Raw genomic sequence first — 19,780 nt, 5'->3', positions numbered from 1 at the left:
GCTCCTAGGCCCGAGCCCGCGTGCGGGGGTCGATGATCGCGTACAGCAGGTCGACGAGCAGGTTCGCGCCCAGCACGGAGATCGTGATGACGAGGAAGATGCCCTGCATGAGCGCGTAGTCGTTGCTCTGCACCGCGTTCAGGAGCGCCGACCCGATGCCCGGGTACGAGAACACCTGCTCCGTGACGATCGAGCCGGCGACGACGAACCCGAGGGAGATCGCGAACCCGGCGAACGACGGCAGGACGGCGTTCCGTGCCGCGTAGACGGTGCGCACCCGCCGCGGGTGCAGTCCCTTCGCCTCCGCGGTGAGGATGTAGTCCTCGGAGAGCGTCGACACCATCATGTTCCGCATCCCGAGCATCCAGCCGCCGACCGAGGACAGCACGATCGTCAGTGCCGGCAGCGCGCCGTAGTAGAGGACGCTGCCGATGAAGGGACCGTTGAACCCGGGTTCGACGCTGTAGACGTCGTACCCGCCGTTGAGCGGGAAGATCGGCACGATGCTCGCGAAGACGTACAGCAGGATCAGGGCGAGCCAGAAGTACGGGACGGACTGGAACATCGTCGTCACCGGGATGACGTTGTCCAGCCAGGACCCGCGCTTCCAGCCGGCGAGCTGGCCGAGCAGGATCCCGAGGACGAACGAGATGATCGTCGCCAGGCCGATGAGCCCGATCGTCCAGGGCAACGTCTGCCCGATGATCTGGGTGACCGACGCCGGGAAGTAGGTCACGCTCACGCCGAGGTCGCCGTGGAAGACGTTGCCGAGGTAGTCGACGTACTGCTTCCAGAGCGGCTCGTTGGAGTTGGTACCGAGGAGCAGTTCGAGCGCGTGGCGGGTCGCCGGGGACACCGGACCCTTCGCCGACAGCTTCGAGATGAGGATGTCGACCGGGTTGCCCGGCATCCATCGGGGGATGAAGAAGTTCAGCGTCAGGGCCGCCCAGAGGGCGACGACGTAGAACGCCGCTTTCTGCAGGTAGAACCGCATGGTTGTTCGATCCGCTCCTCGGTACCGGTGCCGTTACTTCTTCGGCGTGAGGTTCTTCAGCACGATGCCGTTGTCCCAGCTCTTCCACGAGGCCGGGAACGCGTACTTGTCGTCGTTCGTCGGCCAACCGGTGGCGCGCGCCGTGTTGAACTCGGTCAGCGTGGAGTTCACGTAGACCGGGATGTACGGCAGGTCCTGCACGATGTGCTGCTGCACCGTGGCGTACTGCGCCTTCTGGGTGCTGACGTCCTTGGTCGCGGCCGCGGCCTTGATCGCTGCGTCCACCGCCGGGTTGGAGTACCGCGCGTAGTTGCCGCCCGAGGGTGCTGCCTGGCCGACCTTGACGGTCGAGCCGCTCGAGTACCGCGGGTTGTACGTGGTGAACGGGTTCGACGACGGGCCGAGGCCGATCGAGTCCATCGTCAGCTGGTACTGGCCCTTGGTCTCGTTGCTGTTCCACTCGTTGTAGGACAGCTGCGTCGACTTGAGCTCGATGCCGACCTTCTTCAGTTCGGTCTGCATGACCTGGATCGCGGCGATGTAGTCGCTGTACCCGGCGACGACCTGCACCGTGAGGCTGATCGGCTTGCCGCCCTTCTCGTAGATCCCGTCGCCGCCCTTGGTGTACCCGGCGGCCTGGAGGGTCTGCTCGGCCTTCGACGCCTGCGCGGTCTGCGGGATGGTGACGTCGTCGCTCTTCGCGATCCAGGACTTGTCCCGGTCCGGCAGGAGCATCGTCGGGGAACCCGGTGCGGCGAAACCGCCGCCCGCGAGCTTGTTCAGCTGCGTGCGGTCGATGGCCTGGTAGATCGCCTGGCGGACGGCCGGGTCGGTCTGCGGGCCGGTGCACCCGAGCGAGGCGTTCGAGCACGCGAACAGCGACGTGGTCAGCGCGGGCGTGTTCACGTACGCGATGTCCTTGTGGTTGCCGACGAGCTGCTTCAGGTTCGGCAGGAAGGAGCTCATCCAGTCGACCTTGCCGGACAGCAGCGCTGCACTCGCGGCGTCCGCGTTGGACAGCGAGATGTAGCGGACCGTGTCCACCTTCGGCTTGCCGGGCTCCCAGTAGTGCGGGTTCTTCTGGAGGACGTAGCTCTCCGAGTTGAAGGACTTCAGCGCGTACGGGCCCGTCCCGACCGGCTTGGCGTTGATCGTGGTCGTCGGGCTCTTCACCTTCGACCAGATGTGCTCGGGGATGATCGCCTGGTTGCCGAGCACCTGCGGCTCCTGCGTGAACGACTTGGTCGGGAACGTCAGCACCGCGGTGTCGTCGCTCGTCGCCTTGGCCGTGGCGTTCAGGCCGCTCGTGTTGAGCGCCGGCGTGCTGTGGATGAGGTTGAACGTGTACGCCACGTCCTTCGCGGTGAAGGGCGTCCCGTCCGACCACTTGGCGCCCTTGCGCGTCGTGATCGTCAGTTGCGTGCCGGCGCTGTTCCACGAGAACCCGGTCGCCAGTTCCGGCTTCGGCTTCGACGTGGATGCGAGGTTGTAGTAGTACAAGGGCTCGTAGATGACCCCGAGCGTCGGCTGGAGCGCACTCGGCGAGAACGGGTTCCAGTTCTCGGCGATGGTGCCCGTCGCCCCGTTGAACACCGTGACGGACGAGGAGCCGGACGCGGTTGACGACCCGGAGCAGCCGCTCAGTGCGAGTGCGGCAACGGCCGCGACCCCGGTCGCGGCGAGCCCGAGGCGGGTCCGTCGGCGGAGGGATGAAAAGAGCATCGTTGACCTTCCATGTCGACCGGCACGTCGGTGTGGCCGGTGTCGCATGCCTTTCTTAGACCACTAAAATTGGCGAGTCAAGAAAGGTGCGCAAATCCGCTGCCGCCGGTACGGTTCGGATGTGACCACGCACCCCGAGTCCGCGCGGCGGGGCAGCGAGCCGGCCCGACCGGGTCTGCGCTGACGTACGCTGCCGCCATGCCCCCCGCACCACGTCCCTCCTCGCGCGGCGTCCTCCTCGACCTGATCCGGTCGTCGGGACCGGTCACGCGCGTCGACCTCGCCGAGATCACCGGACTCACCCAGGCGACCGTCTCGGTCGCGGTGCGCGAGCTCATCGGGGACGGCCTGGTCGTCGAGACCGGCCGCGGGGACCCGACCGGCGGCAAGCCGCGGACCTGGCTCGAGGTCAACCCGCAGTCCCGGCTCGGGGTCGGCGTCCACATCAGCCGCGAGAGCATCAGCTACGTCGTCGCGAACCTCGCCGGGGAGATGGTCGGGCGGCAGCGCGTGCACGGCGCGGGTGACGAGGACCCCGAGCTGACCGTCGCGCGCATCGCCCGCGACGTGGACCACCTGCTCGACGACCTCGCCGTCGACCGGCGGAGCGTGGTGGGCATCGGCCTCGCACTGCCGGGTCCCATCGACCGTCGCGCGGGGACCATCGGGCGTGCCCCGTCCCTCCCGCACTGGGCCGACTTCCCGATCCGACGCGCGATGACCGCGGCCACCGGCATCGCCTGCGAGCTCGAGAACGACGCGACTGCCGCTGCGCTCGGCGAGTACTGGCTCGGCGCGACGACCGACCACACCACCTACGCGGCGGTCTACATGGACGTGGGCATCGGCGCCGGGATCGTCGTCGACGGCACGATCTACCGCGGGATCAGTTCGAACGTCGGTGAGATCGGGCACATCACCGTCGACCCGACGGCGGGCCGGTGCCCGTGCGGGAACATCGGGTGCCTCGAGCTCGTCGCCGCGCCACCGGTGGTCGCTGCCAGGGCCGAGCCCGCCCCCGACGGTTCACGACGGTCGTTCGGTGAGCTGGCGCGTGACGCGGTGCACGGCGACGACGCGGCGCGGCTGCTGATCGAGGCGAGCGCCGAGCACCTCGCGACGGGCGTCGTGACGCTCGTCAACCTGTTCGACGTCGACCTGGTCGTGCTCGCGGGGAGCGCGTTCGTCGACGCGGCCACGATCTACGTCCGGACGGTGTCGTCGGCACTCGACGAGCGCGCGTTCGTCCGCGGCACCCGATCGACGACCGTCCGTCCGAGCCTCAACGGCCACGACGCTGCGGTCATCGGTGCCGCGACGACCGTGCTGCAGGAGAAGCTCTCACCGCGGAGCCTCCGGATGGTCTCCCTCGGAGTCGCCACCGCCTGACGACGGAGCACGAGTGGACCGCCTGCGACCGGTCGCCCGCTCAACCGACAGCCGGGCCGGCGAAATCGGTCATCACCAGGTGTTGGTGCCCGTCGAGCAGTTCGCGCACGACGTCGAGCTGCCCCGCGTGGGTCGCCGTCTCGGTGATGACGTGCAGGACGGTCCCGCGGAGGTCGCGGTCGGGCGTCCCCGGGAACGCGGTCATCGGCCACCGCGCGCTCTCCGACTCCAGGGGCCGGGCCCGGATGATCGCGTCGCTGGCGAGCGCCTCCGCCCGGTACGCGTCGAGCACTCCCCCGCTGGTCACGTCGTCGGGGACGTGCCACACCTCGTCGTCGGACGGGAACGCCAGGTGCTCGCCTGCCACCACGACGCGGAACCAGAACCGTTCGACGTCGATCGTCAGGTGCCGGACGAGCCCGAGCGGCGTCCACCCGGACGGGAGCAGCGATCCCCGGAGCTGGGATTCACCGAGTCCGTCGATCGCGCTCAGGACGTGGGCGCGCTGCGCCTGCAGCGATGCCAGCAGCGCCTCGCGCTCGGTCGGTCGGGCCACGGCCCCAGGATGGCACGCGCCGGCCGTCGGGGCCACCGATCGGCGGACTGGAGGCGCGGGGCGGGCCCGCACCGCGCCTCCAGTCCGTCAGTCTCGCGCTCCGTCAGTCCCGCGGTCCGTCAGTCGTCGCAGGACGACGGTCCGCTCAGCGGAACGCGTCGACCCCGGTCAGGTCGGCCGAGACCTGCCAGAGGCGAGCGGCGGCATCACGGTCGACGGCGTGGGCGTCCACGCCACGGACGCGCGCGGTCGGCGCGTCCGGGTCCGTCGGCGACGCGATGTCGACGTCCTCCAGGTAGACGCCGCCCTTCCCCTCGAGCAGCGGTGCGGTCGCGGCCCACACCGTGGTCGCGGCACCCTGCTCGGGCGTCTTGAAGCGGGAGTCGACGTTGCCGTCGGCGTCGATCCAACCGGCGGCGATCATCTCCTCGCGGGGCAGGTGTCGCTGCAGCGGCGTCATGATGCCACCCGGGTGCACGGCGAACGCTCGGACGCCGTCGCGGCTGCCGCGTGCGTCGAGTTCGACCGCGAAGAGCGCGTTGGCCGTCTTCGCCTGGCCGTACGCGGCCCACTTGTCGTAGCCGGTCTCGAAGTGCAGGTCGTCGAACCGGACCGGTGAGAGCTTGTGCCCGCTGGACGACAGCTCGACGACACGAGCACCGGACGAGGCCACCAGCAGGGGCCAGAGGCGGTTCGTGAGCGCGTAGTGGCCGAGGTGGTTCGTCGCGAACTGGCTCTCCCAGCCGGGCCCGACCCGGGAGAGCGGTGCGGCCATCACCGCGGCGTTGTTGATCAGTAGGTCGAGCCCGCGGCCGGAGTCGGCGTACCGCTCGGCGAAGGCCGCCACGGACTCCTGGTCGGCGAGGTCGAGGGCATCGACGAGGACGTCCTGCAGCCCTTCGGCGTCCAGCGCCGCACGCGCGGCGTCCGGTCGACGAGCGGGCACGGTGATCGTCGCGCCGGCATGGTGCAGGGCCCGGACGACCTCGATCCCGAGGCCCGAGTAGCCGCCGGTCACGATCACGTGGCGTCCGGAGAGGTCGATGCCGTCGACGGCCTCGAGGGCGGTGGTGCGGGCGCCGAAGCCCGAGCCGAGGGGCTCCTGCGGAGTGGGGGCGTACTGCGTTGGGTCGGACAAGGTTGCCTCCGGTTCGGTGGGTGGTCGGGGCGTCCGCCAGCGGACGAGGAGCGCGACGACCACGAGGATCGGGTCCCGCGCACCAGCGGTGTCCCGCCCGTTCATCTTCCCGCACGGCGCCGGTCCCGGTCGTCCCCGGTGGTGGCGACGGGACGGAGCGCGGCGAGGACGATCGCCGTGTGTCCCGGGACACAGTTCACCCTCGCGGCTGATGCGCCGTCGGTCGTCGAGCGCGATATTGATCTCGGTACGGGGAATCCGGTGGGTCGCGGCCGCCGCTGTGGGGGCAGCGGTCGCGACCACTGCCCCCGGTGCTCGAGCCGGGAGGGACTACGCGGCGGGGCGCCGACGTGACCGTCGCACCGCCCGCACCCAGCGCACGAGGTTCACGACCGGGTAGGCGAGCGCCAGCATCGCGACGACGGCCATGCCCAGCGCGCCGACCGACCCGGGCTCGGCCTGCGTCAGGAGTCGGACGATCTGGACGGTGGTCGTCCCCGGGCCTCCGTCGCCGCCCGCCACGTCGCGGGCGGGGTTCCCGTGGCGGTGCGGAAGAACAGCGAGAAGGCGGAGGCGTCGGGGAAGCCGAGTTCGGCGGCGACCTGGGCCGCGGGGAGCGCGTCGTGCACGAGGAGCCGCTTGCTCTCGAGCACGATCCGGGCGACGACGTACGCCTTCGCCGACCCACCCGTCGCGCGCTGCACCGCTCGGGTGAGCGTGCGCGGTGCGTACCCCAGCGCCCGGGCGTAGAAGCCGGCGTCGTGATGCTCCCGGAAGTGCGACTCGACGGCCGCTTGGAACGCGTCGAACGTCCCACCGCTGGTCATCTGCACCGTCCGTGGGGGGTCCAGCCGTGCGATCAGCGCCGAGAGCAGGATCTGCGGCAGTGCCAGCGCCGGGTCCGCGGTGCGGGCGCCGTCCTCGAATACGAGATGGGTGCGGGCGGCATCGACGTACGGCCACGCGTCGGCGGACACGGCCCACGTCGATGCCAGGTCTGGGGTGGCCGCGAGCCGCTTGGTGGCCTCCGTGACCGGCGCGGTCGGGACGAACAGCACCAGGGTGCCGGTGAGGTCCGCGAAGTCGTCCCAGCGGTGGACGGCACCGGGTGTGATCCAGACGGCGTCGCGGGGCGCGAGCGGGCGGCTCTCGAAGTCCACGGTGACGCGTCCGTGTCCGCCGTCGATCAGGGCCAGCACGTGGAAGTCCGCCCGCTGCGTGCCCCCGTCGTTGAGCTGCCGGAGCCGGTCGAACCCGAAGACCTCGACGGCGGCAGAACGTGCGTCGGGGGGTTGGTACGTCTGTTGTCGGACGGCGGTCATGTGTCCAGTTTCCACCAGGAGCCGACGGTTTTCGCGAATGTGTCAGGTCCGGATCCGCGGTCGAATTGGTCCATCGGCCACACGAGCCATCGAAGGAAGTGACGCATCGTGACCATCAGCCCCGCACCGGTCCTCCCGTTCTCCGAGCACCGCGTCGGCACCGGTCCGACCCTGGTGTTCCTGCACTACTGGGGCGGTTCGACCCGCACCTGGGGACCGGTCATCGACCTCCTCCCCGGACGGGACACCCTGTCGATCGACTTCCGGGGGTGGAGCCGGTCGCGGGACCTCCCCGGCCCGTACACACTGCACCAGCTCGCCGACGACACGGTCGCGGTGATCGAGGAGGCCCAGGTGCGGGACCACGTCCTGGTGGGCCACTCGATGGGCGGCAAGGTGGCCCAGTTGGTCGCCTCGAACCGGCCGGCTTGGCTCCGCGGCATCGTGCTGGTCGCACCGGGACCGGCTCAGCCGGCGGCAGCGGTCACCCCGGCACACCGGGCGGACCTCTCCCACGCGTACGATTCGGACGAGACCGTGATCGCCGCACGTGACCGGGTGCTCACCGCCAGTGCGTTGTCCGACGAGCACAAGGCGCGGGTCCTCGAGGACTCGCGCGCCGGTGCGGACGCCGCCCGCGTCGAGTGGCCCCTGCGCGGCATCGCCGAGGACATCACCGACAGGACGCGACTCGTCGACGTCCCCGCGCTCGTGATCGCCGGAGAGCACGACCAGGTCGAACCCGCTGCCGTCCTGCGGAGCAACCTCGTGCCCTTCCTCACCACCGTCGAGATGGAGGTCCTGCCGCACACGGGACACCTGCTCCCGCTGGAGACCCCGGCAGCGCTCGCCGGCGCGATCGAGCGCTTCGTCGACGCCTGCTGAGACGGCACACCGAGTTCCCTGCCACCGGCAGGACCACTGGCTGCGCACGCAGACAGTGCACACACCGCCACACGAATCGAAAGGCACACCATCATGAGCGACACGAAACCCACCATCGTCCTGATCCACGGAGCGTTCGCGGATGCATCCGGCTTCCACGGGGTCATCACGCGTCTCGAGGCCGACGGGTACTCCGTCGTCGCTCCCCCGAACCCCCTGCGGAGCCTCGCCTCCGACGCGGAATCGATCCGCACCCGCGTCGCTGCGATCGAGGGCCCCGTCGTGCTCGTGGGCCACTCCTACGGTGGAGCCGTCATGGGGACCGCGGCCGCGGGACTGACCAACGTCATCGGCCAGGTGTACCTCGCTGCGTTCAGCCTCGACGTCGGCGAGAACTGCCTCGCGATCCAGGAGGGTTACCCCGCGTCGCTCCTGGCCACCGAGAACGCGCCGACCCCGTACGACGCACCCGGCGCACCCGGCGGCCCGGACCTCTACATCAAGGAGGAGCGCTTCCGCGAGGTCTTCGCCGGCGACTCGTCGGCCACGACCGCCCGAGAACTGTTCACCACGCAGCGGCCCCTCTCCGCGTTCGCGTTCACCGAAGCCGCCACGGTCCGCGGGTGGGACAGCACGCCGACCTGGTACCTCGTCTCCAGCGAGGACAACTCGATCCCGCCGCAGCTCCAGGAGTTCATGGCCGACCGGATGAACGCGCACACCGAGACCATCGAGGGATCGCACACGGCGTTCATGGCCCAGGCCGACGACGTTGCTCGCTTCATCCAGCACGCGGTGACGGACTTCACGGCGCGGCCCGCGAACTGATCCCCCTCCTCCGCTCCCGTGGGATCGTCAGTGCATGACGTTCACCGACGAGGAACCCGGCGAAGCGGAGGTCCCGCTCCTCGGCGGTGACGTCACCGAGGGCATCGTGCGGAAGGGCATGACGGTGCGCCGTCCGGTGGGCCCCGCCTCGGAGCGCGTCCGTCGGCTCCTGACGGCCCTCGAGCAGCGGGGGTTCGATGCGTCACCCCGCCACCTCGGGACCGATCGTGCGGGACGGGACGTCCTCACGTTCCTCCCGGGTGAGGTGGCGGTCCGGCCGTGGCCCACCTGGGTCGGCGACGACCGGCGAGCGGCGAGCGTCGCCCGCCTGCTCCGCCGGTACGACGACGCCGCCGAACAGGTGGGCCTGCCCGCGTGGGCCACGAGCACCGGGCCACCGGATCCGCCCCCGGTGCCCTCCGCGGGTCCGCCGACGCTGCTCGGGCACCGGGACGTCACCCCCGAGAACGTCGTGTTCCGCGACGGCGAGGCGGCGGCGCTCATCGACTTCGACCTCGCGCGGCCGTCGGCGCGCGTGGAGGAGGTCGCGAACCTCCTGCTCTGGTGGGGCGCCTGGATGCACGAGGACGACCGACAGGAGGCGGTCGGTACCGTCGATCCCGTCGCCCGCGGTGCGCTGCTGGTCGACGCCTACGGCCTCGACGACGCGAGCCGAAGGAGGATCGTCCCGGTTTCGCGGGAGATCGCCGAGCGGTCCTGGTCGTCGATGCAGCACCGTGCGGAGACGCTGGGCGGCGGCTGGCGTCGGATGTGGGACGAGGGCATCGGCGACGTCATCCTCCGTCGGCAGACCTGGCTCGCGGAGCACGCGGCCGTGCTCGCTGCCGCCGTGGACCCGGGTGGTGTCTGACCCGGATCAGGCTGGGGTCGTCCGGACGTCCACCTCTGCTTCCTACTGCGGCCTCCCGCGGATCCTGCGCGAGAGCTCGCCTGCGTACCGGCCGAGGTCCGCAGCGAGGGTTGGCCACTCCCCTCGGGAGACGTGGTCGCGCGGGAACGTGATCGCGATGGCCGCCGCGGGCCAGCCCGCGTGGTCCCGGACCGCGACGGCCACCGAGGCGAAGCCGTCGGTGACGTCGCCGTCCTCCCCGGCGAACCCCTGCTGGCGCACCTGCGTGAGGACGGCCTTGAGCTCCCGCAGTGAGTACGCGTCGTCGTCCGTGCGCCGGGCGAAGGCCGCCGCGTTCGGGAACACGGCTCGGAGTTGCGACGGCGGCAGCGCGGCGAGGAGCGCCCGTCCGCTCGCGGTGATGTGGCTGGGGAGGCGCACGCCCACGTCGGTGACGAGCCGCGGGCGGTGCGCTGCCCGCTCTTCCACGATGTAGACCACGTCCCGGCCGCTCAGGACGGCGAGGTGCGCGCTCTCCCCCACCTTGTCCACGAGTGAGGCCAGGATCGGTGCGCCCAGACGCGCGAGCGGTTCCTGGCGCGAGAAGCCCGAACTGAGTTCGAAGGCCGCGACGCCGATCCCGTAGCGGCGGTCCTCGGGGTAGTGCACGACGAAGCCGTGCTCCTCCATGACGCCGAGGAGCCGGTACACGGTCGAGCGCGGGAGGTCGAGCGCGTGCGCCACCGCAGAGGCAGGAACCGGTCCTCGTTGCCGCGACAGGTGCGTGAGGATCCGGAGCGTCTGGTGCGCCGCAGGAGCTCCGCGGGTCGGGCTCGCTGCTGCGTCTGTCGTGATCATCGTCGACCGCCGGTCTCGTGTTTCAGGTGCGTGAAGCGTCCCACACACGAGACAGTTTGTCTGCGCGACGCCGCACCGTGATCCCCTCGATGCCCTCAGATGGGTTCATGAACACTGCGTCCCCCACCGTCACCCTGCACGCCGGCGCCCCGTCGATCGCGGACCTCGTCGCCGTCGCCCGTTCCCACGCCCCGGTCGTCCTCGGCGAGGACGCGCTCGACGGAGTGTCGAGGAGTCGCAGGATCATCGAGGACCTCGCGAGCGACGTCGAGCCCCACTACGGCATCTCGACCGGCTTCGGTGCGCTCGCCACGACGTTCATCTCCGACGACCGCCGGCGACAGCTGCAGCAGAGCCTCGTCCGCTCGCACGCGGCCGGATCGGGCCCCGAAGTCGAGCGGGAGGTCATCCGGGGGCTGATGACCCTGCGACTCTCGACCCTCATGACGGGACGGACCGGTGTCCGGCCCATCGTGGTCGAGACGTACGCCGCCGTCCTCAACGCCGGCATCACGCCCGTCGTCTACGAACACGGGTCGCTCGGCTGCTCCGGCGACCTCGCCCCCCTCGCGCACTGCGCGCTCACCCTCATGGGCGAGGGCAACGCCCGCACCCGCGACGGCGAGCTGGTCGACTCCGCGACGGCGCTCCGTGCCGCCGGGATCGCGCCGGTCCTCCTGGCGGAGAAGGAGGGCCTCGCGCTCATCAACGGCACGGACGGCATGCTCAGCATGCTGTCGCTGGCCATCACCGACCTCGACGCACTGCTGCAGACGGCCGACATCAGTGCCGCGATGAGCGTGGAGTCGCTCCTCGGCACGGACGCCGTGTTCGCCGCCGACCTCGCGGCCCTCCGCCCGCAGCGGGGGCAGACGGCGTCGGCGCGCAACCTGGCCCGCCTGCTGGAGGCGTCGCCGATCGTGCAGAGCCACAAGGGTCCGGAGTGCACCCGCGTCCAGGACGCGTACTCGCTGCGGTGCGCACCGCAGGTCCACGGTGCGGCCCGGGACACCGTCGACCACGCTCGGCTCGTCGCGGAGCGGGAACTGGCGTCGGCCGTGGACAACCCGGTCGTGACGCTCGACGGCCGCGTGGAGTCGAACGGGAACTTCCACGGCGCGCCGGTCGCGTACGTGCTCGACTTCCTCGCGATCGCCGTGGCCGACGTCGCCAGCATGTCGGAACGTCGGATCGACCGGATGCTCGACCAGCACCGCAACGCCGGACTGCCGCCGTTCCTCGCGCACGAGGTCGGGGTCGACTCGGGCCTGATGATCGCGCAGTACACCGCTGCCGGGATCGTGTCCGAGCTGAAGCGCATGGCCGTCCCGGCCTCCGTCGACTCGATCCCGTCGTCCGCGATGCAGGAGGACCACGTGTCCATGGGGTGGGCTGCCGGACGGAAGCTGCGTCGCGCCGTCGACGGCCTCGCTCAGGTGCTGGCCATCGAGGTCATGACCGCCGCGCGGGCGGTCGACCTCCGGGCCCCGCTGCAGGCCGGCCCCGCCACCGGCGCCGTCCGGGACACCGTCCGCACGGTGGTCCCCGGGCCGGGCGCCGACCGATTCCTCGCGCCCGAGATCGCGGCGGTCACCGAGTTGGTCACCGACGGCTCGATCTTGCAGGCGGCCCGCCGGGTCCTCGGCGACCTCGACTGACCGCGCCCCCCACCACGCCCGGAAGACCACGAAGGAGCAGCACATGACCGGCTCGGAACCCACCCCCACGTCGACGGCCCCCGTCTCCGGGCCACGTGTGGTGCACGCAGCCCACGGCTCGACCCTGACCGCGAAGTCGTGGCAGACAGAGGGGCCGCTGCGCATGCTGATGAACAACCTCGACCCCGACGTCGCCGAACGGCCCGACGACCTCGTGGTCTACGGCGGGACGGGTCGAGCAGCCCGCAGCTGGGAGGCGTACGACGCGATCGTCCGCACGCTCGAGGACCTGGAGGACGACGAGACGCTCCTCGTGCAGTCCGGCAAGCCAGTCGGCGTCTTCCGCACCCACGAGTGGGCGCCCCGGGTCCTGATCGCGAACTCGAACCTCGTCGGTGACTGGGCGACGTGGCCGGAGTTCCGTCGCCTCGAGGCCCTCGGGCTGACGATGTACGGGCAGATGACCGCCGGCTCCTGGATCTACATCGGCACCCAGGGCATCCTCCAGGGCACCTACGAGACGTTCGCGGCCATCGCCGACAAGCGCTTCGGCGGCACCCTGGCCGGCACCCTGACCCTGACGGGCGGCGCCGGCGGGATGGGTGGCGCGCAGCCGCTCGCCGTCACCATGAACGAGGGCGTCGTGCTGATCGTGGACGTCGACCCCGCCCGCCTGCAGCGTCGCGTCGACCACCGGTACCTCGACGAGATGACGGACGACCTCGACGACGCGGTCGCCCGCGTGCTCGCGGCCAAGGCGGAGCGGAGGCCGCTGTCCGTCGGCCTCGTCGGCAACGCCGCGACGGTGTTCACCGAGCTGCTCGACCGCGGCGTCGCCATCGACATCGTCACCGACCAGACGTCGGCCCACGACCCTCTGGCCTACCTCCCCGAGGGCGTGGGCGTCGAGGAGTGGCACGCCCGCGCGGCCGCCGACCCCGCGGCGTTCACGGACCTGTCGCGAGCAGCGATGGCGAAGCAGGTCGCGGCCATGGTCGGCTTCCAGGACGCCGGGGCGGAGGTGTTCGACTACGGCAACTCGATCCGCCGCGAGGCCGAGCTCGGCGGGTACGACCGCGCGTTCGACTTCCCCGGGTTCGTCCCCGCCTACATCCGTCCGCTGTTCGCCGAGGGCAAGGGCCCGTTCCGCTGGGCAGCCCTCTCCGGCGACCCGGCCGACATCGCGGCGACCGACCGCGCGATCCTCGAGCTCTTCCCGGAGGACGACAAGCTGCGTCGCTGGATCACGCAGGCCGGCGAGAAGGTGGCCTTCGAGGGGCTGCCCGCGCGGATCTGCTGGCTCGGCTACAAGGAGCGCCACCTCGCCGGCCTGAAGTTCAACGAGATGGTCGCCTCCGGCGAGCTGCGCGCACCGATCGTCATCGGCCGCGACCACCTCGACTCGGGATCCGTCGCATCCCCCTACCGCGAGACCGAGGGCATGGCGGACGGCTCCGACGCCATCGCCGACTGGCCGCTGCTCAACGCGCTCCTGAACACGGCTTCTGGCGCGACCTGGGTGTCGATCCACCACGGCGGCGGTGTCGGGATCGGGCGGTCCATCCACGCCGGCCAGGTCTGCGTCGCCGACGGCACCCCGTTGGCGGCCGAGAAGATCGAGCGCGTCCTGACGAACGACCCGGGCACCGGTGTCATGCGGCACGTCGACGCCGGCTACGAGCGGGCGCGCGAGGTGGCGCGGGACCGCGGCCTGCGGATCCCGATGGACGAGGGACGATGACGGCCGCGACCGGGCCCACCGGGCCGGTGTCGCTCCTCCCGGGACTCCGCGAGATCAGCGAGGTCGGTCGCGACCGCGAGCGCGGCGGCTACAGCCGGCCGCTCTGGGGGGACGCCGAACTCGCTCTGCGGGAGTGGTTCGTGGCACGGGCCTCGGCGCTCGGTCTCGACGTCGAGACGGACCGGAACGCGAACACCTGGGCCTGGTGGGGTCCCGCTGGCGCCGACGCGGTCGTGACCGGGAGTCACCTCGACTCCGTCCCGGGCGGCGGCGCGTTCGACGGGCCCCTCGGGGTGGTGAGCGCCCTCGACGCGGTCGCCGCACTCCAGGCCGAGGGGTTCCGTCCGTCGCGACCGTTCGCCGTGGTGGTCTTCGCCGAGGAGGAGGGGTCGCGGTTCGGCGTCGCGTGCCTCGGTTCCCGTCTGATGACGGGGACGATCAGTGGCGACCGGGCCAGGGCCTTGAAGGACGCGGACGGTGTCTCCCTCGAGGCAGCCGGAGCCCGGATCGGGTTCGACGTGGCACACCTCGGCCGGGACCAGGCCGCCCTCGACCGGATCGGGGTGTTCATCGAGCTGCACGTCGAGCAGGGACGGGGCCTCGTCGACCTGGACGCGCCGCTCGCCGTGGCGACCTCGATCCTCGCCCACGGACGGTGGCGCCTCCGGTTCTCGGGCCAGGGCAACCACGCGGGAGCGACCCTGATGTCGGGACGCCGCGACCCGGTCGTCGCCGCGTCGCGTGCGGTCGTCGCGATCCGGGACGCCGCGCTCGGGATGGAGTCCGACGGGCTCGACGCGCGTGCGACGGTCGGTCGCAGCAGGTGGACCCCCGGCGGCACCAACGCGATCGCCTCCGTGGCCGACGTCTGGTTGGATGCGCGAGCGGGCACGGACGGCGCGACCCGCGACCTCGTGGACGCGATCGTGGCTGCCTCGCGCGACGCCGCCGACGACGAGGGGTGCGGGTTCGACGTCGTGGAGGAGAGCTGGAGCGGCGAGGTCCGGTTCGACGTCGAGCTCCGCCGGCAGCTGACGACGGCGCTGGGAGGCATCCCGCAGCTCCCCTCCGGTGCCGGGCACGACGCCGGTGTGCTCGCGGGCGTCGTCCCCACCGCCATGGTGTTCGTCCGGAACCCGACCGGCATCTCGCACGCCCCGGAGGAGTGGGCCTCGGTCGACGACTGCAGGGCCGGCGTGGTCGCGCTCACCGGTGTGCTGCGGTCGCTGCTCGATCCCTCTGCGGAACGCGAGGTGCAGGGATGACCGGCACGCGCCTCCACGTCGAGACGCTCCTGGACCCCGCTGACTCCCCCGCGGCGGCCGTCGTCGAGGTCGAGGACGGCCGGGTCGCGCGCATCGTCCGGGAGGGCGACGCGGCCTTCGAACGTCGACCCGGCGACGTCGAGTTCGGCACCGTGCTCCCCGGCTTCGTGAACGCGCACTCGCACGCGTTCCACCGGGTCCTCCGCGGCCGGACCCACGCCGACGGCGGCGACTTCTGGCAGTGGCGGCAGCGCATGTACGAGGCCGCGGGCGCGCTCGACCCGGACCTCTACCACCGGCTCGCCACCGGCGTGTTCCGCGAGATGCTCGCCGCCGGATGGACCACCGTGGGCGAGTTCCACTACGTCCACCACCAGCCCGACGGCTCGCCGTACCTCCCAGCCCACGGCATGGAGGCGGCGCTCGCCTCCGCCGCGCAGGATGCCGGGATCCGTCTGGTCCTGCTGGACACCCTCTACCTGACCGGCGGCGTCGACCAGCCGCTCGCACCGGAGCAGCGCCGCTTCGGCGACGGCGACGCCTCCTGGTGGCTGGACCGGTGGCACGCGCTCCGCGAGAGGCTCGCCGACTCCTCCCCGCTCGTGACCCTGGGCGCTGCGGTCCACTCGACCCGCGCCGTCCCGCCACCGGCGCTGGCCACCGTGGCAGCCGGCCTCCCCGCGCACACTCCGCTCCACGTCCACCTCTCCGAGCAGCCGCAGGAGAACGCCGACGTGCTCACGCGCTACGGCGTCACGCCGACGCGGCTGCTGTCCGACGCCGGTCTCCTCACCCCGCGACTGACGGTCGTGCACGCCACCCACCTCACCGACGACGACGTCGCCGCCCTCGGCGCGGCGCGGGTCTCGGTCGTGATGTGCCCCACCACCGAGGCGGACCTCGCCGACGGCATCGGGCCGGCTCGCGCCCTGGCGGACGCCGGGGCGCGCATCGCCGTCGGGTCCGACCAGAACGCGGTCGTCGACCCGTTCCTCGAGATGCGCGGACTGGAGGCAGCGGAGCGGCTCGGTTCCGGCCGTCGCGGCCGGTTCGCCCCGCGCGAGCTCCTGGCCGCGGCCTCGGCCGGCGGCGCCGCCGCGCTCGGCCTGGTCGAGGGGCGTCCCGACCAGGAGGCGCGTGGGCTGGCCGTCGGCGACCTCGCGGACTTCGTCGAGGTCGACGACGCGTCGGTCCGAACCACCGGGAGCTCCGGTGTCCAGCTCGTGCTCACCGCCACCGCGAGTGACGTCCGGCGGGTGGTCGTCGGCGGGGAGGTCCTGGGTCGCGGCGACGACGCCGCCTCCGGCCTGCGTGAGGCGATCGCCGAGGTCGACCGGCGCACGGCAGGAGGATCCGCATGACGACCGAACTCATCACCGGCATCGGTGAGCTGACGACGAACGACGGGGCACGACGCCTCGACGCGGCGGTCGTCGTCGACACCGACAGCGGGCTCATCGCGTGGGTCGGGTCCGCGTCGGAGGCTCCCGCGGCCGACACCCGGTTCGACGCGGCGGGCCGTGCGGTGCTGCCGGGCTGGGTGGACTCCCACCTGCACCCGGTCTTCGCCGGCGAGCGTGGCGCCGAGTTCGAAGCGCGGATGCGCGGCGAGAAGTACCGGGCGGGCGGCATCGCCTCGACCGTGGCGGCGACGCGAGCGGCCTCTGACGCGGAGCTCGAGGAGTCCCTCGTGCGCCTCCTCCACGAAGCGTCGGCCCAGGGCAGCACGGCGTTCGAGGCGAAGACGGGGTACGGCCTCGACGTCGAGACGGAGCGCCGCAGCGCGGAGATCGCTGCCCGCCACGTCGATTCGGTGACGTTCCTCGGCGCGCACCTCGTGCCTCCCGGCATGTCGGTCCGTGTCTACCTGGACCAGGTGACCGGACCGATGCTCGCCGCCGTCCTGCCGTTCGTGTCGTCGATCGACGTCTTCTGCGAGACCGGGGCGTTCGACGTCGAGCAGTCGCGCGAGGTCCTCGCCGCCGGCCGCGCAGCCGGGCTCGCACTCCGGGTGCACGGCAACCAGCTTGGTGAGAGCGGCGGTGTGGGCCTGGCGCTCGAGATGGAGGCGCTCAGCGTCGACCACTGCAACCACCTGTCGTCGTCCGACATCGACGGCCTCGGTGCGGGCCGGACCGTCGCGACGCTGCTGCCGGCGTGCGACCTGTCGACGCGTGAGCCGTTCCCGCCGGCGCGGGCGCTGCTCGATGCGGGCGCCACGATCGCCCTGGCGTCGAACTGCAATCCGGGCACCTCGTACACGACCTCGATCCCGTTCTGCATCGCCACCGCGGTCCTGCAGATGGGGCTCACCGTCGAGGAGGCCATCCGTGCCGCCACGGTCGGGGGTGCGGCGGCGTTGGGCGTGCCCGGCGTGACGGGGACGATCGCGGTGGGTGCTCGCGCGGACCTGCAGTTGCTCGATGCGCCCTCGGCGGCGCATCTCGCCTACCGGCCTGGCGTGCCGCTCGTGCGGCGAGTGTGGAAGCGGGGGGTCGTGGTCGCCGGCGGCGGCGGCGGATCGTGAGCGGCATCGACCTTTCTTGTTCGCTGGCGTCCGGCCATGCAACTGGACGCACGATGGAGCCCGCGGCGGCTACCCGACCGGTGTCTTCCGGTACCGGTACCAGTCGACGCTGTCCGGGTCGCCGACGATGAGGTCGAGCTCTCGATGCTGGTGTCCGCCGCGGATGACCCACATGCAGGTCGACGAGCGGCCCTCATCGAGGCAGATCGGTTTCAACCCGTTTCCGGTGTTGTCGCGCAAGCGCCAGCTCACGGTCCGAGTCGTCGGGGTCGCTGAGTCGTCGGTCTGACCGGTCCAGCCACGCTTCGGAACGTCCGTTCCCACCACGGAGTGGTCGCTGCCGAACACGATGCTGCCCGCGCCGTCTGATGTCCACGTGCCGATGAGCTCGGCGGATTCCAGCGGCGGCGCGGCAGGTTCGAAGTAGCCCGCCATGCCTGACGTGCACCCGCTCAGCGTCAGCGTCGCAGTGATCAATGCGACGACGGCAAGGCTGATGGTGCGGACCGTTGTCATGTGTTCTCCGATCCCCCTCCTGAGCAATCTACGTGCTGCACGGGCTGTCCTCGGCAGCGCAATGCCCGTTCGTACCGAGGAACCACCGGACGCCAGCAGGTCGCTCCCGGACGTGCACTCGTGTCAGCCGCAGAACTCGTACGGGAGCGGCGCAGCGCTCACCCAGATCATCCCGACGTGCACGCCGTCTTCGCCCAGCTGGAACTCGACCCGTCCGTCGGCGAGCTGGGTCGACCAGATCGAGTACTGCCCACGCGCCACGCCGTACGTGCCGACGTACGCCAGCTCCGGGTAGTCGGTCCGCAGTTCCGTGAGCGACGATCCGAGACCCGCGCCTGCTGCTGTGGTCGGACTGTTCGCGGTCGTCGCTCCCGGCTCGTAGTTCCCGACGGCGATGCCGGTGACCTTCCCGGCGCCGGTGGTGACGATGAGTCCGGGGGCGCCCTCTCGGTTCCAGAACGTCGTTCCGGGCCCCGCGGGGCACGCACCGTTCGAGCGGGTGAAGGCGACCGTGAGGTCGTCCACCTCCGTGGCGGGATCCCCTCCGAGGGCCACGGGTCCGACTTCGCTGCCGGAGATGGTCCACGTGGCAGGGTCCTCCAGCGTGAACCGGGCGCGCCTCGATGCCGGGGTCGGCGTCCGCACGGGTGCAGCAGCGTCGATCTTCGGTGGTGTCGTCGCCGACGGCGTCGACGTCGGCGCGGATGACGGCGACCGAGACGGTTGCACCGAGGCGGCGGCCGCCGTGGTCTTCGGCGAACTCATCGGGAGCGCGCCGGCGTGGTCCGTGCACGCGGTCAGGCTGATGACTGCTGCAGTGGCAACGGCGACACTGAGCGCGCGGACGCGGTGGCGGTTTCGCCGGGTGGTGCTGTTCGTCATGATCTTCCCCTCCACCCCAGAAGTGTCGCGAAAGCGGCAGTCATGACAGAGCGTCGGCGGCCGGTCCGGCCATCGGCGGGACGTGGCACGCTGAGCCCATGACTGATGACCTCGTGACCTTGGCCCGCGACGTGGCGACCCGGGCGCATGCAGGGCAGGTGGACAAGGTCGGTCGTCCGTACATCGAGCATCCGACCGCCGTCGCGCGCCGACTGTCGACCGCGGACGAGCAGGTCGTCGGGTACCTGCACGACGTCGTCGAGGACACCGACATCACGCTGGCGGAGCTCCGGGCGATGGGCTTCACCGTCGAGCAGGTCCTCGCTGTGGACGCGATGACGAAGCGTCGCGGAGAGACCCTCGGAGAGTCGATGGCTCGCGTGCTCGCCGACCCCATCGCCCCTCGCGTCAAGCGCGCCGACGTCAGCCACAACGCCGACCCGGCCCGTCTCGCAACCGTCGCCGACGAGACGACGCGGACGCGGTTGGACGACAAGTACGCGCGAACCGCAGCGCTCCTCGGCACGACTCTGCCGGACATCTTCGCGGAGTTCGGGGTCGCGCTGACAGACGCCTAGCTGGGGCCACCGGAGCCGGCACGCCGGGGCCGGGTCCGACCCGTTCGGGGAAGCACCGGCGACGGCGGGCA

General features: G+C 71.5%; 19 protein-coding genes. 11 read left to right on the top strand and 8 right to left on the bottom strand.

Features of this window, described 5'->3' with window-relative positions; translation table 11 throughout:
- Nucleotides 1–4 precede the first annotated feature (4 nt).
- Together J7E22_RS01065 and J7E22_RS01060 are read right to left on the bottom strand one after the other, a co-directional pair.
- Nucleotides 5–994, bottom strand: a complete 990-nt coding sequence (locus J7E22_RS01065; RefSeq protein ID WP_214978050.1) for an ABC transporter permease — start codon at nucleotides 992–994, stop codon at nucleotides 5–7.
- A 33-nt stretch (nucleotides 995–1,027) separates the two neighbouring features.
- Nucleotides 1,028–2,716, bottom strand: a complete 1,689-nt coding sequence (locus J7E22_RS01060; RefSeq protein ID WP_214978048.1) for an ABC transporter substrate-binding protein — start codon at nucleotides 2,714–2,716, stop codon at nucleotides 1,028–1,030.
- A 198-nt stretch (nucleotides 2,717–2,914) separates the two neighbouring features.
- On the opposite strand from J7E22_RS01060, the gene J7E22_RS01055 reads away from it, so the two are divergent.
- Nucleotides 2,915–4,105, top strand: a complete 1,191-nt coding sequence (locus J7E22_RS01055) for an ROK family transcriptional regulator (protein WP_214978046.1) — start codon at nucleotides 2,915–2,917, stop codon at nucleotides 4,103–4,105.
- A gap of 40 nt (nucleotides 4,106–4,145) precedes the next feature.
- Here the strand turns inward: J7E22_RS01055 and J7E22_RS01050 are convergent, their stop codons facing one another.
- The 3 genes from J7E22_RS01050 to J7E22_RS01040 all read right to left on the bottom strand — a co-directional run bounded on the left by J7E22_RS01050 (nucleotide 4,146) and on the right by J7E22_RS01040 (nucleotide 7,121).
- A complete protein-coding gene (locus J7E22_RS01050; RefSeq protein WP_214978044.1) occupies nucleotides 4,146–4,661 on the bottom strand; it encodes a DinB family protein in 516 nt (171 codons plus the stop codon).
- Nucleotides 4,662–4,806: 145 nt separating this feature from the next.
- On the bottom strand, nucleotides 4,807–5,799 hold the full coding sequence (locus J7E22_RS01045) for an oxidoreductase (protein WP_251008538.1): 993 nt from the start codon (nucleotides 5,797–5,799) through the stop codon (nucleotides 4,807–4,809).
- A gap of 464 nt (nucleotides 5,800–6,263) precedes the next feature.
- Nucleotides 6,264–7,121, bottom strand: coding sequence for an AraC family transcriptional regulator (locus J7E22_RS01040; protein ID WP_214978040.1), 858 nt, complete (start codon nucleotides 7,119–7,121; stop codon nucleotides 6,264–6,266).
- A 108-nt stretch (nucleotides 7,122–7,229) separates the two neighbouring features.
- Here J7E22_RS01040 and J7E22_RS01035 point away from each other — a divergent pair, with 108 nt between their 5' ends.
- The 3 genes from J7E22_RS01035 (at nucleotide 7,230) to J7E22_RS01025 (ending at nucleotide 9,705) form a co-directional block, all read left to right on the top strand.
- A complete protein-coding gene (locus J7E22_RS01035; RefSeq protein ID WP_214978038.1) occupies nucleotides 7,230–8,006 on the top strand; it encodes an alpha/beta fold hydrolase in 777 nt (258 codons plus the stop codon).
- A gap of 93 nt (nucleotides 8,007–8,099) precedes the next feature.
- Nucleotides 8,100–8,834, top strand: coding sequence for an alpha/beta hydrolase (locus J7E22_RS01030; RefSeq protein WP_214978036.1), 735 nt, complete (start codon nucleotides 8,100–8,102; stop codon nucleotides 8,832–8,834).
- A 34-nt stretch (nucleotides 8,835–8,868) separates the two neighbouring features.
- Nucleotides 8,869–9,705 carry a phosphotransferase gene (locus J7E22_RS01025; RefSeq protein WP_214978035.1) on the top strand — a complete coding sequence of 279 codons (837 nt, stop codon included), beginning with the start codon at nucleotides 8,869–8,871 and terminating at the stop codon, nucleotides 9,703–9,705.
- 42 nt (nucleotides 9,706–9,747) lie between these two features.
- Here J7E22_RS01025 and J7E22_RS01020 read toward each other — a convergent pair whose 3' ends face one another.
- Nucleotides 9,748–10,542 carry an IclR family transcriptional regulator gene (locus tag J7E22_RS01020; protein ID WP_214978034.1) on the bottom strand — a complete coding sequence of 265 codons (795 nt, stop codon included), beginning with the start codon at nucleotides 10,540–10,542 and terminating at the stop codon, nucleotides 9,748–9,750.
- A 107-nt stretch (nucleotides 10,543–10,649) separates the two neighbouring features.
- On the opposite strand from J7E22_RS01020, the gene hutH reads away from it, so the two are divergent.
- From hutH to hutI, 5 genes are read left to right on the top strand one after another with little or no spacing between them, the layout of a single operon-like run.
- Nucleotides 10,650–12,200: a histidine ammonia-lyase gene (hutH, locus tag J7E22_RS01015; RefSeq protein WP_214978033.1), complete on the top strand. Its 1,551-nt coding sequence runs from the start codon at nucleotides 10,650–10,652 to the stop codon at nucleotides 12,198–12,200.
- A gap of 43 nt (nucleotides 12,201–12,243) precedes the next feature.
- Nucleotides 12,244–13,941: a urocanate hydratase gene (hutU, locus tag J7E22_RS01010; protein ID WP_214978032.1), complete on the top strand. Its 1,698-nt coding sequence runs from the start codon at nucleotides 12,244–12,246 to the stop codon at nucleotides 13,939–13,941.
- A complete protein-coding gene (locus J7E22_RS01005) occupies nucleotides 13,938–15,206 on the top strand; it encodes an allantoate amidohydrolase (protein WP_214978031.1) in 1,269 nt (422 codons plus the stop codon). The genes hutU and J7E22_RS01005 overlap by 4 nt, the downstream gene beginning before the upstream one ends.
- Complete coding sequence (locus tag J7E22_RS01000; protein WP_214978030.1) at nucleotides 15,203–16,567, top strand: formimidoylglutamate deiminase; 1,365 nt, start codon at nucleotides 15,203–15,205, stop codon at nucleotides 16,565–16,567. Before J7E22_RS01005 ends, J7E22_RS01000 begins: the two co-directional genes overlap by 4 nt.
- Complete coding sequence (hutI, locus tag J7E22_RS00995; protein ID WP_214978028.1) at nucleotides 16,564–17,733, top strand: imidazolonepropionase; 1,170 nt, start codon at nucleotides 16,564–16,566, stop codon at nucleotides 17,731–17,733. The genes J7E22_RS01000 and hutI overlap by 4 nt, the downstream gene beginning before the upstream one ends.
- Before the next feature lie 69 nt (nucleotides 17,734–17,802).
- Here hutI and J7E22_RS00990 read toward each other — a convergent pair whose 3' ends face one another.
- Together J7E22_RS00990 and J7E22_RS00985 are read right to left on the bottom strand one after the other, a co-directional pair.
- Nucleotides 17,803–18,249, bottom strand: a complete 447-nt coding sequence (locus tag J7E22_RS00990; protein WP_214978026.1) for a hypothetical protein — start codon at nucleotides 18,247–18,249, stop codon at nucleotides 17,803–17,805.
- A gap of 123 nt (nucleotides 18,250–18,372) precedes the next feature.
- The gene (locus tag J7E22_RS00985) at nucleotides 18,373–18,774 is read right to left on the bottom strand and encodes a hypothetical protein (RefSeq protein ID WP_214978023.1); all 402 of its coding nucleotides are present in this window, start codon (nucleotides 18,772–18,774) and stop codon (nucleotides 18,373–18,375) included.
- 52 nt (nucleotides 18,775–18,826) lie between these two features.
- Between J7E22_RS00985 and J7E22_RS00980 the strand changes: the two genes are divergently transcribed.
- Together J7E22_RS00980 and J7E22_RS00975 are read left to right on the top strand one after the other, a co-directional pair.
- Nucleotides 18,827–19,177, top strand: a complete 351-nt coding sequence (locus tag J7E22_RS00980) for a hypothetical protein (protein ID WP_214978021.1) — start codon at nucleotides 18,827–18,829, stop codon at nucleotides 19,175–19,177.
- A 52-nt stretch (nucleotides 19,178–19,229) separates the two neighbouring features.
- The gene (locus J7E22_RS00975; RefSeq protein WP_214978020.1) at nucleotides 19,230–19,709 is read left to right on the top strand and encodes an HD domain-containing protein; all 480 of its coding nucleotides are present in this window, start codon (nucleotides 19,230–19,232) and stop codon (nucleotides 19,707–19,709) included.
- Nucleotides 19,710–19,780 lie beyond the last annotated feature (71 nt).

It is taken from the genome of Curtobacterium sp. ISL-83 (assembly GCF_018613895.1).
Taxonomy (GTDB): domain Bacteria; phylum Actinomycetota; class Actinomycetes; order Actinomycetales; family Microbacteriaceae; genus Curtobacterium.
This window is presented reverse-complemented; position numbering and strand designations above follow the sequence as displayed.